Raw genomic sequence first — 15,983 nt, 5'->3', positions numbered from 1 at the left:
TATGGTAGACGCAGACACCCTGCTCCCGAACGGACGAATGCGAGACAGCGCGCTCGCGGGCGACGTGACACAGATTCACCGCGGCGACCAGTACGCCGAGACGGGCGACCGCTTCGAGATTAGCGGGGAGGCGTTCGAGGTGGTCGAAGTACAGGAGCGTCGATTGGGCGACCTGACCGACGAGGACGCGCAAGCCGAGGGAATGGCCGATTTGGAGCAGTACCGCGAGGTGCTGAACCGAGCGCACGACAACTTCGAGTGGGACGACGATAGTGAGGTCGTTCTGCATCGGTTCGAGAAGGCGGACGGCGAGTAATCTTCGGAATTGCCGGGTGTTGGCTTCGAAAGCTCCCGCCCGGTTACGGTGCGGATGCGATTCGTTGCAGTGCGGATGCGGCCTCCATTTGCACCGGGAGTAGATAACGAAACCCAATAAACTGGACCGCAAGTAGAGAGCGGCTAGCTATTCCGGGTATGCGCGACTTTCCACGCGGTCAAAGTCCTCAACGACGGAGGTAGAGACGCGGTCAAAATCCTCAACGACAGAAGTAGAGAGCAGCTAGCTATTCCCGGTACCTATGAGACCGCATCCGCACCGCAAACGCGGGCCACAATCCTCCCCAACCGATTCGTTCACTCACTCCCTGCGGTCGCTCGTTCTCGTCATCCCTCGCGCGCTTTGGGCGCGACTCAAACCACGAGTCGCGCCAGCGCGCGCCGTGATTCTAACGAAGATTCCCGGAATCGACCCCCCAAAATCGCCCTACCGCCGCTCTCGAAGCTCCGCCCGCAGGTCTTCGATGTCCATCCCCTTCATCGAGAGCAGGACCAGCAGGTGGTAGACGATGTCGGCGCTCTCGTGGGCCATCTCCTCGCGGTCGTCGTCTTTCGCCGCCAGAATCAGTTCGGTCGCCTCCTCGCCGAGCTTTTCGAGGACCGCGTTCTCGCCCTTCTCGTGGTCGAACAGCGAGGCGGTGTACGACCCCTCGGGCATCGTCTCCTTGCGGTCTTCGATGACCGCGAACAGTTCGTCGAGCACGGCGTCGGTGTCGCCGTCGCTTTCCGGGTTCCCGCTCATGGTCCCAACTCCGCGACTTCGTTGATATCCTGCAGTTCCTCGAACTCCTCGGGGTCTCGTCGGCCGTGTTCGAACACCTCGTCGCCGACCTCGACCGGGGCGTTCGTCCGGGCGGCGAGCGCGAGCGAGTCGCTCGGCCGGGCGTCCACTACGGTCGTCCCTCGCGGGGTGTCGATGTGGAGGTCGGCGATGTAGGTGTTGTCTTCGAGCGACGACACCACGACGCGGGTGACTCGCCCGCCGAGTTCCTCCATCACGTCGAGCAGGAGGTCGTGAGTCAGCGGGCGACCGATGTCCTCGGCTTCCATCCCGCGGGCGATGCTGACCGCCTCCTCGAAGCCGATGAAGATGGGGAGAATGTCCTCGTCGTCGTCGGGCGCGAGCACGACCACCGGGACCGGACCCTCGCCGGTCATGGCGACTCGCACCGCATCGATGTCGGCGTTCATGTCCCGACCGACGGGAGCCAGCAAGAAAAGTCTGCCCTACTCGCCGACGGGAATCGATTCCTCTGCGTCCGCGTCCTCGAAGAACGCGAGCCCGTGAAGCCGCGAGTCGGGCGTGAGTTCGGGGTGGAACGAGGTGGCGACCACGGGTCCGTCCCGGACCGCGACCGGTCGGCCGTCCCACTCGGCGAGGACCTCCGTCCCCTCACCCACCTCTTCGATGAGCGGCGCGCGGATGAACACTGCCGGAAACGGCGAGTCGAGGCCCGCCACGTCGAGGGGCGCTTCGAAGCTATCCTTCTGGCGACCGAAGGCGTTGCGCTCGACGGTCACGTCTACGATACCGAGATTTTCCACGCGGTCGTCGCCCGCGTCGGTCGCGGCGACGATGAGGCCCGCGCACGTCGCCAGCACGGGCTTGCCCGCCTGCGCGTGGGCGACGATTTCCTCGGCGATGCCCTCCGACTGGAGAAGCCGCGAGATAGCGGTCGATTCGCCGCCGGGCATCAGAAGCAGGTCGCAGTCGGACACTGTCCCCGCGGTCCGAATCTCGGCCACCTCGACTTCGCGGTCGTGGGCCGCTCCGGCCCGGCGGACGGCGTCGGCGTGTTCGCTCACGTCGCCCTGGACGGCGATGACGCCAGCTTTGAGAGTCATGACCGGGGTTACGAAGTCGGGGCGCAAAAAGCGTGCGTCTCGTCACTCCGCGCCGAATCGGGCGAGCGCGTCCCGATGCTCGCGGGCGCGGGCCTCGACGGCGGTTTCGGGGCGTCCGGCCATCTCCTCGTCGAGATTCACCATCAGTCGAAGTCGCGCCGCGAAGTCGTACACCCGACGCCGTACCTCGAATCCCGCGTCGCGTTCGAGGTCGTTCGTCTCCTGATATCCCTCGTAGAGACGCTCGCGGAGGTGTCGCTTTCTGTCGGGTCCGAACGCTGGCCAGTCCACGAGGAGGGCGTCGGTCACGGCCAACTCGGATTCGGCGGTCGCCGCGGTCGGGGTCGCCCAGTCGATGACCGCGTTCGTGACCGGGCGATTGGACGCGTCTCGGTTCAGCAGGAGGTTGCCGAGTCGGTAGTCGTAGTGAGTCACGACCGGGTCGAACGGGCCGTATTCCCGAAGTTCCGCCGCGGCGTCGGCGACCCGGGAGTCCAACGCGGGAGTCAGGTCCGAAAATCGGGTGCCTTCGAGGCGCTCGACGTTGTGGCTCGCCCACGCTTCGAAGTAGGTCGGCCAGTCGTCGAACGTTCGAACGAATTCGAGCGACTGGTGGCCCGCTTCGACGCCCAACAATCCCCAGTCGTCGGCCGGGAGCGCGGCGTGGAGCTCGCCGAGATTTCGGCCCGCCTCGACGCAGACTCGCTCGAACGTCTCGGGCGCGAGGGCTTCGGGGTCGCACTCGAACGTCTCGCCGGGGACGCGCTCGGCGAGGAAGCACGGGGCGTCTGCGAGTTCACCCAACCCCACGACCTCCGGCACGGGAATTTCGGTGCGAGACGCGATTCGGTCGAGGACGAACGGTTCGGCGCGACACCCCTCCGGGAAGTGGTAGGTGCCGACCTTCAGAACAAGTTCGCGCGACTCCTCGCCATCTGAGAGGGTGACGACGTAGACGGCGTTCTTCCCGCGCTCGACTGCACGAACGTCCCGGAGTTCGGCGGCGGGCAACATATCGCGGACCGCGTCCCGGAGTTCGGCGCGAGAGTGAGCGTCACCAGAAATCGAAACGCCGTTGCTGTCTGACATGCGCGGCGCTACAGTGAGACGTCTGATATACTTTCTCCGAGACGAAAGAGCGCCGTTACAGTCCGATGACGTTCAGCATCTGGACGAACAGACCGAACAGGACCCCGAAGGCGACGACGGTCTTAGGGTCGATGCGAATCGCGTTACTGTCCTCGGCGTCGAAGTATCGGACGAGTCCCGCGCTGGACATCAGTCCGCCGCTGTTTTCTCCGCTGCTCATGAGTCACGATGCGCCCTCGGGTCGCCTAAACCTTTCGGAGCGTCTCGACGCGTCCGGGTGGTCAGAACGCTGGAGAGTTGCGGTCGCGGCAAGTCAGCGTCGGTGGGAAACCCTTATGCGCGCGGCGCAGGTACATTCGGCCAGACCACCAATGACTGTCACCCTGAAGGACTTTTACGCCGACTGGTGTGGCCCGTGCAAGACTCAGGACCCCATCCTCGAAGAGATGGAGTCTGACTGGGGCGATGTCGAGTTCGAGAAAATTGACGTGGACGAACACCAAGACGTCGCCAACGAGTATCAGGTCCGCTCGATTCCGACCATCGTGGTCGAGAACGACGACGGCGTGGTAGAGCGATTCGTCGGCGTCACCCAGCGCGAGGAACTCGAATCGGCGCTCGAAGAAGCCGGCGCGTAGAAGCGTACTTCTGGCGTATTCGGTTCCGTGCCGGGATTTTTTCGGAGTGGCTTCGCTCGTTGTTAGCGTTCATCAGCCTCCGCCAGTCGCTGGTACCGTATTCATTTCGAATAGGGTTCATCGGCGTGAAGCTAGCTACTCCCGGTACCTAGGAATTGAAGCCCTCAGTCGTTGCTCGCTCCCTGTCGGTCGCTCGCGCCTCCCTCGCCCTTCATCCGCCAGGAATCCCCACACCTCCCCACTCGCGCGCCTCTGCCGGAGGCGCGCGAGTGCTTCCTGACCGCAGGGGCCCGGACAAGTCTGGCGTTTCGGAGGCTACGCAGACCACGGGACGCGCCGCGAGCGCCTCGTGCGCGAGCAGGCGGGGAGGCACGGGGCGCGGTGCGGTCGCGGTGCTGTGCGGTCCTCATAGGTACCGGGAGTAGCTAGCTTCTCGTGTCAAACACCCCTTTTCCCGCTGAGCACACGTCTCACCGCCAAACACGTCTACGAAATAAAATACGGAGGATCCCCGGTTCACTCCAGTCCCACCTTCTCGGCGTACTCCTCGAAGACCTCCCACGAGGGGTCCACCTCCGGGGGTTCGACGCGCTCGCCGTCCAGATACGCCCCCTCGCCCTCCCGAACCTCGCCGATTTCGGCCGCCGGAATGCCCTCGGCTTCCAGCGCCGACAGGACCGCCTCGACGCCCGACGCCTCGACAGTCAGCAGGAGCGTCCCCTCGCTGGTCGCGGTCCACGGGTCCACCTCGAAGAAGTCGCACGCTTCGCGAACGCCCGGCAGGAACGGCACCGCCGACGAGTCCACGTCGAGTCTGACCCCTCCGGCCCGCGCGAGTTCGACCAGCGCGCCGCGAAGGCCGCCCTCGGTCGCGTCGTGCATCGCCGTGACGGGTCCGGCGGCCGCCGCGGTCAGCGCGTCCCGGACCGGACTCAGGTCCCAGAACCGCTCCTTGGCGTCCGAAATCGTCTGTTCGGGGAGATCCACCGCGTCCTCGAACAGCGTCACCAGAAAGCCCGCGACTTCGAGACCCGGTCCCTTCGTGACGAGCAGTCGGTCGCCCGGAGTCGCGCCGTCGGGCCGCACGAGGTCGTCGGGGTCGCCCACCGCGAGCGCGGTCGCGCCGCCGACCCACGGGTACGAACATCCGCCGTATCGGGCGGTGTGGCCGGTCACGATGCTCACGCCGAGGTCGGTGGCCTCGCGGTCGAACGTCTCCCAGACGGTCCGGAACTCCGCGTCGGTCATCTCGGGCGGGAGGGTGAACGTGACCGCGAGGTGCGAGGGGGGAATCCCCGACACCGCGGCGTCCGAGAGCGCGACGTGGACCGCGAACCACGCCGCCTTCTCGAAGCCGAGCGCGGGCGTCAGCGAGAGCGGGTCGGCGGCGAGGACGACCGCCTGCCCGCCCACGTCGATGACGCCGAAGTCCACGCCGTGTCGCGGTCCGAGGGTCACGTCCCCGCGGTCGGCCCCGAGATTCGGGTAGATGTGCGAGTCGAAGAACTCCCGGTCCACCTTTCCGAGGTCGGTCATTGGCGGCGATTTCGGCGGCCGGGACAAATACGGTGGTGGTTCGCCCGAGCGTCGGAAGCGTCGCCTCGCGATACCCCGAGACGCCTCTCATCTCGGGACACCTCTCACCCCGCGACACTCGCGACCCACCACGCCAGCGTCCCGACGACGAGCAACGCTCCTTCGGGCCGGGAGAGTCGCCACCCGGTCCGGAACAGAACCACGACGACCACCATCTGTCCGCAGAGCCACAGCAGACCGGTCCACGCGTCGGGTGTCACGGAGACCGGACGAATCGCCGCCGTCGCGCCGAGCGCCGCGAGCAGATTGAACACGTTCGACCCGACGAAGTTCCCGGCCGAGACACCGTGTCGCCCGCGGGCCGACGCCGCGAGCGAGGTCGCCAGCTCCGGCGTCGAGGTGCCGACCGCGACGACCGTCGCGCCGATGACCCACTCGGAGACGCCGACGAGACGGGCGAGGTCGGCCGCCGACTCCACCAGCAGGTGCGCACCGACCACGAGGACCGCGAGTCCCGCGACCGCCCGGAGGAGGTCGTGCGACTCGAACGTCCGGTCGGCCACCACGGTCGCCGAGGACGTTTCGGGGCTGCCGTCGGCTTCCGCGCTCGAACTCCCGCCGTCCCACCGAATCAGCACCGCGACGTACCCGGCGTAGAGCGCGACGAGCGCGAGTCCTTCGAGTCTCCCGAGGCGTCCGTCGGCGACCAGCGCGGTCGTCAGAAGGGTCGCACCGACCAGCGCGGTGCCATCTCGAACAACGAACGTCCGGGTGGTCGGTAGTGGCGCGACGAGCGCAACGACGCCCACCAGCAGGCCGAGGTTGAACACGTTCGACCCGACGACGTTTCCGACGGCGATGTCGGTCCGGCCGACGACGGCGGCGTCGAGGGTCACGAGGAGTTCGGGCGTGGAGGTCCCGGCCGCGACCACGGTGAGACCGACCACGAGGTCGGAGACGCCGACACCGCGAGCGAGTCGCGCGGCCGACTCCACGAACGCGGACGCGCCGTACCACAGCGCGAGGACGCTCCCCGCGACGAGGAGCAGGTCGAACGAGAGACTGGGCACGCGCCGTCGTACGGTGCGCGCCCGGAAATCGGTACGGGTGGGTTGGGCATGTCCGTAACGCGGCGGCGCGATGTCCGATTCTTGCGGTCGGTTTTGCGCGCGAACGTCCCCCCGCCTACAATCGACTCAGTCCGCGGTCGAGGTCCGCGAGCAGGTCGTCAGTGCTCTCGATGCCGATGGGCGCTCGGACGAGACCGTCGGTGATGCCCGCGGCTTCGCGCTCGTCCTCGGGGACGTACGACGCCGACATGCTCGCAGGGTGTTCGACGAGGCTCTCGACGCCGCCGAGGCTGACCGCGAGCGTGAACACGTCGAGCGACTCGACGAACGCCCGCGCCTCCGCGCCGTCGCCGTCGATTTCGAACGAGACCACGCCGCCGTAGCCGTCCATCTGCTCGTCGGCGAGGTCGCGCTGGGGGTGGGAGTCGAGTCCGGGGTAGTGGACCCGTTCGACCGCCTCGTGGTCGGCCAGAAACTCCGCGACCGCCTGGGCGTTGCGCTCGTGGTGCGCCATTCGGGCCGGGAGCGTCTTCACGCCGCGAAGCACCAGATAGCAGTCGAACGGAGCCAGCATCGACCCGAGCGCGTACCCCTGCACGAATCGGAACTGCTCGGCGAGGTCGTCGTCGTCCGTGACGAGTGCGCCGCCGATGGAGTCGGTGTGGCCGTTGAGGTACTTCGTCGTGCTGTACGCGACGAGGTCCGCGCCGAGGTCGAGGGGGCGCTGGAAGTAGGGACTCGCGAAGGTGTTGTCCACCGCGAGCGGACAGTCGTATTCGTGTGCAATCTCGGCGATGGCGGCGAGGTCGCAGAGTTTGAGCAGGGGGTTGGTCGGCGTCTCCATCCAGACGAGCGCGGTGTCGTCGGTCATCGCTCGGGCGACGTTCGCGGGGTCGGTCGCATCGACGTACTCGACGCCGACGCCGAACCGGTCGAGGAACTCCGAGAGGAACACCCGCGTCCCGCCGTAGAGCGAGTCGAACGCCACGACGCGGTCGCCGGGCGAGACCAGTCCGAGGCACGCGGTGGCGATGGCGGCCATCCCCGACCCGAACGCCATGCCGTGGGTCGCGTCGTGGAGCGCGCCGAGTCGGCGTTCGAGCGCGTCTCGCGTCGGGTTTCCTAAGCGAGAGTACTTGTAGCCGTGGCTCGGGTCGCCCGCCCGGTCCATCGCGAACGTCGAGGCGAGGTGAATCGGCGAGACGAGGTCGCCGGTGCCGCCGGGTTCGAGATTCGGTTCCTCCCCGGCGTGAATCGCCGCGGTTTCGAAGCCGAGACGGTTGTCGTCGTGAGTCACGGGCCTACCTCGGTGGAAGTCCGGATATTCGTTTGGGTCCCGGAACGCCGGTAGCGAGTGCCGGGCGAACTCTCGTCACACCGTCACGGCCGCCTATTTCCTATCGCGATTATCCATTTATCACTGGGAAAATGCCGGTATCGGCAACGTCGCGACTCGGCGCGAACGCTTTTCGGGTCGGTCGCGACCGCGACCGACCCGAAAATCACGCGCCAACGGAGGTCCGCACGTAGATTTAAGTCCGAAGCCGGGACCAACCCTCCCCGGATGGGACACCGCGCACTCCTCGCGTACCGCCGCGACGACATTAGCTGTCGAAACGACACGGACCACCGCGACGACACGGATTCCAGCGACAGCGCCGACGCCGGAACCGACACCGAACCGAACTCTGACCCGACCTTCGACCTCCACCGCTCGCACTGGGGCGGAGCGAGTTTCGGCCTCGCCCGGCGCATCTCGGCCGAGACGCCGTTCGCGTCCGACACGTCGTTCGGCGTGACCCCCGACCCCGTCGCGACCGACCTCTCTCTCGCCGAAATAGTCGCCGAGCGCCTCGATTTCCTCCACCACGAGGCGTTCTTCCGGGTGGGCGACGACTACGAGACGACGCCGTTCCACGTCCTGTGGTTCGGTCTCGAAACCGACAGCGACCGAGTCGAGCGAAGCGAGACGGTCGGTCACGGCGCGCTACTCGAAGCCAGACCGTGGGGCGTCGAACCGCAACCGAACGCGGGCGACGACTACCTCCGAGGGTGGTTCCGCGGCACGAAGGCCGCAGTCGGTGAGATGGTAGACCACGGGGCCGTGACCCCCGAGGAAGCGACCGACTACCTCTCGGCGCGTGTCGAGTCGTGGGGTGACGACCGGGAGGTGATACTGCCGGAGTGAGTCAAGTGGGTGCGCGGCGGGGGGGGGGGGGCGGCCCCCCCCCCCCCCCCGCCGCGCACCGCTTTAGTGGGTTCGTCGCCTACCTCCGGCAGTGACAACTGCAGACGGCGACCCCGCCGACGGACTCGGAGACGCCGAATCCACAGCGCGGCCGACGCTCAACCGGCCGAACCCCGAGACGGCCCGCGACCGGGTAGCCACGGCCATCGCTACGGGCGACATGATAACCGTATTCGGGCGGTGTACCGTCGAGTACGACGGCCGGGCGTCGAGCCACCTCGGTCCCGGCGACCGACTCGTCGTTCTCAAGCCCGACGGCACGGCGCTGGTCCACACCGACGAGGGCCAACAGCCCGTGAACTGGCAACCGCCGGGCTGTACCCACGAGTCGAGCGTCGTCGAGGGGGAGTTTCGAATCCGGAGCCACCGGGAATCACCCGAGGAGGAACTGCTGGTCGCGTTCGACCGGATTCAGCAGGTCACGACGTTCGACGTGACCGACGCCGAGGACCGCTCGCTCTCGGGCACCGAGGAGGACCTCCGCCAGCGCATCCTCGACGACCCGGACCTCGTGGAGCGGGGATTCCGACCGCTCGCCACCGAGCGCGAGACGCCCGCCGGAGCGGTGGACATCTACGGACGGGACGCCGACGGCGCGACGGTCGTGGTCGAACTCAAGCGCAGGCGGGTCGGCCCCGATGCGGTGGGTCAGCTCTCGCGGTACGTCGAGGCGCTGGGCCGAGAGCTACACGCCGACGCCGAGATTCGCGGGGTTCTGGTGGCCCCCTCGGTGACCGAGCGCGCGAGGGGACTGCTGGCCGAGAAGGGCTTGGAGTTCGTTTCGCTGGGACCGCCGGAATGAATACTTTACCTTCGAGTAGTCGGATTTGACCGGAAGAGCATCGAAGGTATTCGATGGAAGACGCGGTAGAAAGCCCCCGGGCGCTGGACTCGAGGGCCTCGCTGCGCGCTTCAGTCGGTCGCTTCGCTCCCTCCTTGCAGTGCTTACTTCGGCCGCCTTCGTCCAGCGCCCGGCCCCTTTCAGTCCCACCAAAGAGGAGTGTCACCGGGCGTCCGACGTGGACTACTCCACGTCGCGCTTCAATTCCGCGAGCGCGTTCATCGCCTCCAGCGGCGTCATCGTCGCCACATCCACCTCGCGTAGCCGGGCCGCGAGTTCGTCTCTCGCGCCGTCCGTGACGGCTTTCGGGGCGGGTTCGGCGTCCGAGTCGTCGGACTGGTCGCTGGATTCCACGTCCGTCGCGTCGCTCTCGGCCAGCAGTCTCTTCGAGCGCTCGACCACCGGGTCGGGAACACCCGCCGAGCGGGCGACCTGCACGCCGTAGGAGGCGGTGGCCGCGCCGGGGCGAACGTCGTGGTCGAACGAGACTTCGTCGCCGGTCTGGTCCGCGGCGAAGTGGAGATTGAACGCGCCCGGGAGTTCGTCGGCGGTCTCGGTGAGTTCGTGGTGGTGGGTCGCAAAGAGGGTGAGCGCGCCGATTTCGTCGTGGAGGTACTCCGTGACCGCGCGGGCGATGGCGAGACCGTCGGTGGTGCTGGTGCCTCGACCCACCTCGTCGAGAAGGACCAGCGAGCTATCGGTGGCGCTCCGGAGAATGGCCGCGAGTTCGGTCATCTCGACCATGAACGTCGAGCGACCGCCCGCGATGTCGTCGCTCGCACCGACCCGGGTGAAGATGCGGTCCACGGGCGCGATGCGGGCGCTCGCGGCCGGAACGAAGCTTCCGGTCTGAGCGAGGACGGTTATCAGCGCGACCTGCCGCATGTACGTCGATTTCCCCGACATGTTCGGGCCGGTGACGACCGCGAAGCGGTCACCCGAATCGAGGTGGGTGTCGTTCGGCACGAACGAGCGCTGGGTGCGCTCGACCACGGGGTGGCGTCCGCCCTCGACGTGAGTCCCCTCACCGCCGATTTCGGGGCGGGCGTAGTCGCGCGTGGCGGCGACCTCGGCGAGGCCTGCCAGTACGTCGAGCTCCGCGAGCGCGTCGGCGACGGCTTGGACGCGCTCCGATTCCGCGGCGACCTCCCGCCGGACCTCGCGGAACAGTTCGTGTTCGAGGTCGTCGGCCCGGTTCTCGGCCCGGAGAATCTCGTCCTCGCGCTGTTTGAGTTCGGGGGTGTAGAACCGTTCGGAGTTTTTGAGCGTCTGTCTGCGGTTGTAGTCGTCGGGCACCGCGTCGAGGTTGGGGTTCGTGACCTCGATGTAGTAGCCGTGGACCGAGTTGTGCCCCACCTTGAGCGAGTCGATGCCGGTGCGCTCGCGCTCGGTGGCTTCGAGGTCGTCTATCCACGCCTTCCCCTCGCGCTCGGTCGCGCGGAGGCGGTCGAGTTCGTCGTCGTAGCCCGACTTGATGACGTTTCCCTCGGTGATTTCGCGTGCCGGGTCCGCTCGGATGGCGCGCCCGACGAGGTCCCGAACGTCGGCGAGTTCGTCGAGATTTTCGCGGAGTTCGGCCAGTTTCTCGGCCTCGAAGTCGGCCAGCGTCTCTCTGAGGTCGGGCACCACGTCGAGCGTGGCCTTGAGCGCCCGCAAATCGCGGGCGTTGGCTCGACCTCGCGAGATGCGCGCGACGAGTCGCTCGATGTCGTACACGTCCCGGAGATGGTCGCGCGCACGCTCGCGCTCGCGGACCCGGCCGGTCCACTCGTCGATGGCGTCGAGGCGGGCGTCGATTCGGTCGGCGTCGAGCAGGGGCCGCCGGAGCCAGTCCTTGAGCTTTCGGCTCCCGAGCGCACAGGAAGTCTCGTCGAGCACCCCGAGCAGGGTCACGTCGGCGTTCCCGTGGACGGTTCGGCGCTCGAACAGTTCGAGGCTGGAGACCGCCACCCGGTCGAGGAGCATGTACTCGCGGGGTTCGTAGCGCGTGAGGCGGTTCAGGTAGTCGAGGCGGCTGTCAGCGTCTCCGTCGTCATCGCTGTCATCGCAGGTCGTTTCCGCGCCGCCGCGGGTGTACTCGGCGTAGGCGAGCAGGGCACCGCACGCCCGGATTTCGGCGTCCTCGGCGAGCAGTTCGTCGGGCGACCCGAAGTAGGCGTTCACCCGGTCGGTCGCCCCCTCGGCGTCGAACGCCTCGGAGTCGTAGGGAGTCACCATGCAGTCCGCATCGAAGGGGTCGGCGGAGGCGTCGGGTTCCACGATGGCCTCGGCGGGCGCGAACCGACTCACCTCGTCCGCGATTGCCTCCTCACGCCGGGCGCTCGTGGCGTAGAAGTCGCCGGTCGAAACGTCGAGGAACGCGAGTCCGTACCGGCCGGGGTCCTCGGTCAGGCACGCCACGAAGTTGTTGTCGTCGGTGTCGAGGAGTTCGTCCTCGGTCAGCGTACCGGGCGTGACGATGCGCGTGACCGCGCGCTCGACCACGCCGGTCGCCTCGTCGGGGTCCTGCACCTGGTCGGCGACCGCGATTCGGTAGCCCGCGTCGAGGAGCGTCTCGATGTACGACTCGGCGCTGTCGATGGGGATGCCCGCCATCGGGTACGTGCCGGTCGAGTCCTCGCGCTGAGTGAGCGCGATTTCGAGCAGTCTGGCGGTGGTCTCGGCCGCTTCGCAAAATGTCTCGTAAAAATCCCCCACTTGAAACAGCACGAGCGAGTCGTCGTACTGCTTGCAGAGTTCGTAGTACTGGCTCAGCATCGGCGTGAGTTCGTCGCCGCGTTCGGCCATCTTCTCGGGTGGCCCCAGCGCCGCGTCCATGCGAGAAGTCACTCGCCGGAGGCGGTTATGCTCTCCGAATCGGCTCATGAAATCCGACGACAGGAACCACCGGCACAAACAAGTACGTGTACGTCCAGACGTACACGTATGGGAACGAAGAGCCTCACCATCACGGACGAAGCGTACGACCGGCTGAAGGAACACAAACAGGACGATGAGAGCTTCACGGACACGATTCTCCGACTCACCGGACGCGACCGAGACGTGATGAAGGGGTTCGGCGCAATGGGCGACATCGAGGGGTTCCGCGAGGCCGTCGGGAAAACGCGCGACGAACTCGACGCCGACCTCCGGGAGCGCGCCTGATGCTGGCGTTCGACACGTCGTTTCTGGTGGACTACCTCGACGGCGCGGACGCCGCCAGCGAGTTCCTCACCGCCCACGAGGACAAGCCGTTTTTCGCACCCACGCTCGCGCTCTTCGAAGTCTACCGGGGTGCGGCGCGAACCGGCGGACGCGAACAGGTCGAGCGAGTCGCGACCGGACTCGATTGGGTCGAACCGCTTCCATCGACCGACGCGGCCGCGCGAGAAGCCGCGCTCGTAGAGGCCGAACTCCTCGACACCGGGACGCCGATAAATCTCGGCGACGTTCTCATCGCGGGCGTCTGTCGGCAGAACGGAGCGAAAATCGTGACGCGCGACGGCGACTTCGACCGCATCAGCGGACTCGAAGTCGTCGAGTACTGACGGGCGAGTCGCATCGTCCAAGCATTTAGGTCACAGCATTCCGAGGAGCGGCAACAGCAGGCACAGCACCCAGAACACCGCGCCGAGCGCGACCAGCGGTGCTTCGCCCGCGCCGTCGCGTCGGGCACACCCCGCCGCGACGAGTCCGACCGAGACGAGGAGCGCCACCCGATGGACGGCGAGCCGAATCGACACCGAGTTCACGCCGAGCGCCGAGAAGTCGAGGACGAACGCCGCACCGAGACCCACGACCGCGAGCGTGAACGCCATCGTTCGGCCGAGCGGCCGGGACGCTCGGGCCGCGACGAGCGGGATTCCGAACGCCAGAACGGGATAGAGGACGCCCGCGAACACCTTCGGTGACGTGGTCGGCAACACCCCCTCCAGCGCGACGCCAGCGGTTCTGACACCGAGATACAGCGCCGCGAGCGAACCGGGGAGGAGTACCCGCTTGCCGTTCTTCGCGAAGACGGCTTCGGCCTCCGAGCGCGCCTGCTCGACGGAGTCGGGAAGCGCCCGCCCGAACGATAGGCCGACGACGATGCCCGCGAGCGCGAGTTCGACCGCGGTTATCCAGCCGTCGTTGCCGCCGCCGCGGTTGCCGTGGTACTCGCGGCGAACCTCGCTCACGTACGGTTCGTCGAGGAACTCCGACTCCACGATTCGGGCCGACCCCTGTACGCTCGTGACCGTGTGCCTGAGTCTGAACCAGTCCCAGTACTCGCCGTGGGCCTGCAGCGCGGTCCAGTCGTCGTCGGGGTTGGGCGCGTTGTACGCTCGGATATGCTGTCGCGTGCCCAGATAGTTCCCGGAGTGAAGCTGATAGTCCGGCGTCTTCCACATTCCGGGACCGCCGTGGGGCCCCGCGTCGATGTACGTGTAGCGAGTCGAACCGCGAGCGCTGCTCCACTCGAATCCGTCGTCGGTCACGACCACCGAGTGGGTGCTGGCGTCGGCCTCGGTCTCGTTGTCGTCAGTGCGGTTCCATTCGAGTCCCGTCTGGTCGGCCAGCGACCGCCGAACCTCGTCCTGGCCGCCGTGGATAACGAGATTAATCGCGAGCGTTCGGTCCTCGACCGACCGACTCTTGCTCGTGTAGGGCCAGAGCAGGCTCGCGTTCTCCCGCGGTTCGACGAGCGCGTCGGCAGGAGGTGAGGTCCCCGACTCGGTCGCCGACCCGAAGTGGTGAATCGAGCCGGGGAGTCCGACCACGAGACCGAAACCCACGAGCGCGAGCAGGGCGACTGCAGTTCGGACGGGGGTCATCGGTTCACGACCGGCTTCTCAGCCGGGTGTTAAGAATGTACCCCCGGAACTTCGAGGTCGATAACAGCGTTCCGCCCGCGTCCGTTCGGACGCGGGCGGAACGCCTAAATCGCGTCGTGAGCTACGGACGGTCGTGTCGGACGCTACATCGGAACCGTCGGAAACTCCGGACAGACCGGTCGGCCTCGAAGACAGCGACGAACTCGACGCCTTCGTCGCCGCCCACGACCTCGCCCTCGTGGAGTTCTACACGGAGGGCTGTACGCTGTGTCAAGCAATCGAACCGGTCCTCGGAAACGTCGCTCGCGCGACAGCGGCCGCGGTCGGGACGTGCAATCCGCGCGACGACACCGGACTCGTCGAGGCGTACGACGTGCGGAGCGTCCCGACGCTGTTGCTGTTCGAGGACGGCGACCTCGTGGACAGAATGGCGGCAGGGTTCCTCGGAGCCGAGGAAATCGTGGCGTTCGTGGAGAATCGGGGACGCGAGTGAGTATCGCGGGTCGGTACCGGTCGCCGTTTTTCGCCCGTCAGTTCCCATCGCGAATAGCCGACTCCACGGCCACCTCGGCGATGTTGCCGCCGTACTCCGCGGTTCGGACCAAACTGTCGAGGACGCGAGTCAGGAGGTAGGCGTCGGTCGGCGGTCGCTCGGACGCGGTCGCGCCGCGCTCGAACACCGCGCGCTCGATGGCTTCGAGGTCATCGACCGCCTCGTCGCGGCGGTCGAGGACGCCGTGAGCGTCCTCGACCGCGGAATCGCCGAGGACCGCCTCGGTGGCGTCCTCGACCACTCCTCTCGCGCTGTCGGCCGACTCCCGGATGCGCTCGGCTACCTCGTCGTCCACTGCCTCGTCGGCGTCGCGGTCGAGACGCCGGGCGACCGTCGCGATTCTGACGGCGTGGTCTGCCACGCGCTCCAGTTGGCGGGCGGCGAGATAGCAGTCGAACAGTTCCGAACGGCCCACGCCGAGGTGGTCGATTTCCTCGAAGTCGGTCAGCGACCGATTGAAGTGGCGCGCTAGCATCTCGAACAGGCGGTCGGCCTCGTCGTCGCGGCCCGCGACCTGCTCGGCCCCGCCCGCGGCGTCGGCGACCACCGCGTCGGTCGCGGTTCGGTGCATCGAGAGCGTGACGAACTGGAGTTGAATCACCGACTGTCTGACCGACACGTCGCCGGGGTCGAGGAGGTTTCTGACGACGATGCTGGCGTCGTCGGCCTCGACCACCTCGGTCCCGATGAGCGTCCGCGCGAGCGCGCTGGCGGTCCGGCGCTGGTCGTCGGTGAACGCCTCGACCGGGGTGAGCGCCACTTCGTCGAACCCGGCGGCGTACGTCGCTTTGAGCACGCGTTTGACGACTTCGGGGTCCGACTCCGCGATTTCGACCCGAGCGGTCGCGAGGTCGCCGCCGTCTGTCCGGGAACTCCGAACGACGAGCGAACCGTCGGTGTGGGTGTAGAGGTGGACCTCGCACCCGGCTTCGAGGTGGTGGGTCTCGGCCCATCGCTTCGGAATCGAGACCGTGTAGGTCGAACCGCCGACTTTCTGGAGTTTTCGGGTCTGCATCCCGGTGTCGCCCAGCACG

The 15,983-nt window shown here is 67.2% G+C and carries 18 protein-coding genes; 7 read left to right on the top strand and 11 right to left on the bottom strand.

The window, feature by feature from the left end; translation table 11 throughout:
* The first annotated feature begins 1 nt into the window (after window position 1).
* Window positions 2–316, top strand: a complete 315-nt coding sequence (locus EKH81_RS06185) for an ASCH domain-containing protein (RefSeq protein WP_132057210.1) — start codon at window positions 2–4, stop codon at window positions 314–316.
* Window positions 317–763: 447 nt separating this feature from the next.
* On the opposite strand, the gene hisE is transcribed toward EKH81_RS06185, so the two are convergent.
* Genes hisE through EKH81_RS06160 form a run of 5 tightly spaced genes read right to left on the bottom strand, consistent with a single transcriptional unit; the run spans window position 764 to window position 3,490 of the window.
* A complete protein-coding gene (hisE, locus tag EKH81_RS06180; protein ID WP_132057208.1) occupies window positions 764–1,078 on the bottom strand; it encodes a phosphoribosyl-ATP diphosphatase in 315 nt (104 codons plus the stop codon).
* A complete protein-coding gene (locus EKH81_RS06175; RefSeq protein ID WP_132057206.1) occupies window positions 1,075–1,527 on the bottom strand; it encodes a bifunctional nuclease family protein in 453 nt (150 codons plus the stop codon). Before EKH81_RS06175 ends, hisE begins: the two co-directional genes overlap by 4 nt.
* Window positions 1,528–1,563: 36 nt before the next feature.
* Complete coding sequence (pdxT, locus tag EKH81_RS06170; protein WP_132057204.1) at window positions 1,564–2,181, bottom strand: pyridoxal 5'-phosphate synthase glutaminase subunit PdxT; 618 nt, start codon at window positions 2,179–2,181, stop codon at window positions 1,564–1,566.
* Window positions 2,182–2,223: 42 nt separating this feature from the next.
* Complete coding sequence (locus EKH81_RS06165; protein WP_132057201.1) at window positions 2,224–3,270, bottom strand: phosphotransferase family protein; 1,047 nt, start codon at window positions 3,268–3,270, stop codon at window positions 2,224–2,226.
* A 55-nt stretch (window positions 3,271–3,325) separates the two neighbouring features.
* Entirely contained in the window at window positions 3,326–3,490 is a 165-nt protein-coding gene (locus EKH81_RS06160; protein ID WP_132057199.1) for a preprotein translocase subunit Sec61beta, read from the bottom strand.
* Window positions 3,491–3,641: 151 nt separating this feature from the next.
* Between EKH81_RS06160 and EKH81_RS06155 the strand changes: the two genes are divergently transcribed.
* Complete coding sequence (locus EKH81_RS06155; RefSeq protein WP_132057197.1) at window positions 3,642–3,908, top strand: thioredoxin domain-containing protein; 267 nt, start codon at window positions 3,642–3,644, stop codon at window positions 3,906–3,908.
* 516 nt (window positions 3,909–4,424) lie between these two features.
* Here EKH81_RS06155 and EKH81_RS06150 read toward each other — a convergent pair.
* The 3 genes from EKH81_RS06150 to EKH81_RS06140 all read right to left on the bottom strand — a co-directional run bounded on the left by EKH81_RS06150 (window position 4,425) and on the right by EKH81_RS06140 (window position 7,811).
* A complete protein-coding gene (locus EKH81_RS06150) occupies window positions 4,425–5,444 on the bottom strand; it encodes an AIR synthase family protein (RefSeq protein ID WP_132057195.1) in 1,020 nt (339 codons plus the stop codon).
* Window positions 5,445–5,548: 104 nt separating this feature from the next.
* On the bottom strand, window positions 5,549–6,514 hold the full coding sequence (locus EKH81_RS06145; RefSeq protein WP_132057193.1) for a calcium/sodium antiporter: 966 nt from the start codon (window positions 6,512–6,514) through the stop codon (window positions 5,549–5,551).
* A 115-nt stretch (window positions 6,515–6,629) separates the two neighbouring features.
* Complete coding sequence (locus EKH81_RS06140; protein WP_132057191.1) at window positions 6,630–7,811, bottom strand: trans-sulfuration enzyme family protein; 1,182 nt, start codon at window positions 7,809–7,811, stop codon at window positions 6,630–6,632.
* A gap of 267 nt (window positions 7,812–8,078) precedes the next feature.
* Here EKH81_RS06140 and EKH81_RS06135 point away from each other — a divergent pair, with 267 nt between their 5' ends.
* Both EKH81_RS06135 and nucS read left to right on the top strand, forming a co-directional pair.
* A complete protein-coding gene (locus tag EKH81_RS06135) occupies window positions 8,079–8,702 on the top strand; it encodes a DUF6735 family protein (RefSeq protein WP_132057189.1) in 624 nt (207 codons plus the stop codon).
* Window positions 8,703–8,793: 91 nt separating this feature from the next.
* Window positions 8,794–9,564, top strand: a complete 771-nt coding sequence (gene nucS / locus EKH81_RS06130) for an endonuclease NucS (protein WP_132057187.1) — start codon at window positions 8,794–8,796, stop codon at window positions 9,562–9,564.
* Window positions 9,565–9,786: 222 nt separating this feature from the next.
* Here nucS and mutS read toward each other — a convergent pair whose 3' ends face one another.
* On the bottom strand, window positions 9,787–12,420 hold the full coding sequence (gene mutS / locus EKH81_RS06125; protein ID WP_132057185.1) for a DNA mismatch repair protein MutS: 2,634 nt from the start codon (window positions 12,418–12,420) through the stop codon (window positions 9,787–9,789).
* A gap of 108 nt (window positions 12,421–12,528) precedes the next feature.
* On the opposite strand from mutS, the gene EKH81_RS06120 reads away from it, so the two are divergent.
* A complete protein-coding gene (locus EKH81_RS06120; RefSeq protein WP_132057183.1) occupies window positions 12,529–12,747 on the top strand; it encodes an antitoxin VapB family protein in 219 nt (72 codons plus the stop codon).
* A complete protein-coding gene (locus tag EKH81_RS06115; RefSeq protein ID WP_132057181.1) occupies window positions 12,747–13,130 on the top strand; it encodes a type II toxin-antitoxin system VapC family toxin in 384 nt (127 codons plus the stop codon). Before EKH81_RS06120 ends, EKH81_RS06115 begins: the two co-directional genes overlap by 1 nt.
* A gap of 30 nt (window positions 13,131–13,160) precedes the next feature.
* Here EKH81_RS06115 and EKH81_RS06110 read toward each other — a convergent pair whose 3' ends face one another.
* Window positions 13,161–14,396 (bottom strand): hypothetical protein, encoded by a 1,236-nt coding sequence (locus tag EKH81_RS06110; protein WP_132057179.1) that lies wholly within the window; start codon window positions 14,394–14,396, stop codon window positions 13,161–13,163.
* A gap of 133 nt (window positions 14,397–14,529) precedes the next feature.
* Here EKH81_RS06110 and EKH81_RS06105 point away from each other — a divergent pair, with 133 nt between their 5' ends.
* Window positions 14,530–14,889 (top strand): thioredoxin family protein, encoded by a 360-nt coding sequence (locus EKH81_RS06105; RefSeq protein ID WP_132057177.1) that lies wholly within the window; start codon window positions 14,530–14,532, stop codon window positions 14,887–14,889.
* A gap of 37 nt (window positions 14,890–14,926) precedes the next feature.
* On the opposite strand, the gene EKH81_RS06100 is transcribed toward EKH81_RS06105, so the two are convergent.
* On the bottom strand, window positions 14,927–15,982 hold the full coding sequence (locus tag EKH81_RS06100) for a phosphate uptake regulator PhoU (RefSeq protein WP_238392133.1): 1,056 nt from the start codon (window positions 15,980–15,982) through the stop codon (window positions 14,927–14,929).
* Between the last annotated feature and the right edge of the window lies 1 nt (window position 15,983).

Origin of the sequence: Halorussus amylolyticus, from assembly GCF_004143485.2 — an archaeon.
Classification (GTDB): Archaea; Halobacteriota; Halobacteria; order Halobacteriales; family Haladaptataceae; genus Halorussus; species Halorussus amylolyticus.
The sequence above is the reverse complement of the archived record's forward strand: the minus strand, read 5'-3'. Positions and strand labels throughout refer to the sequence as shown.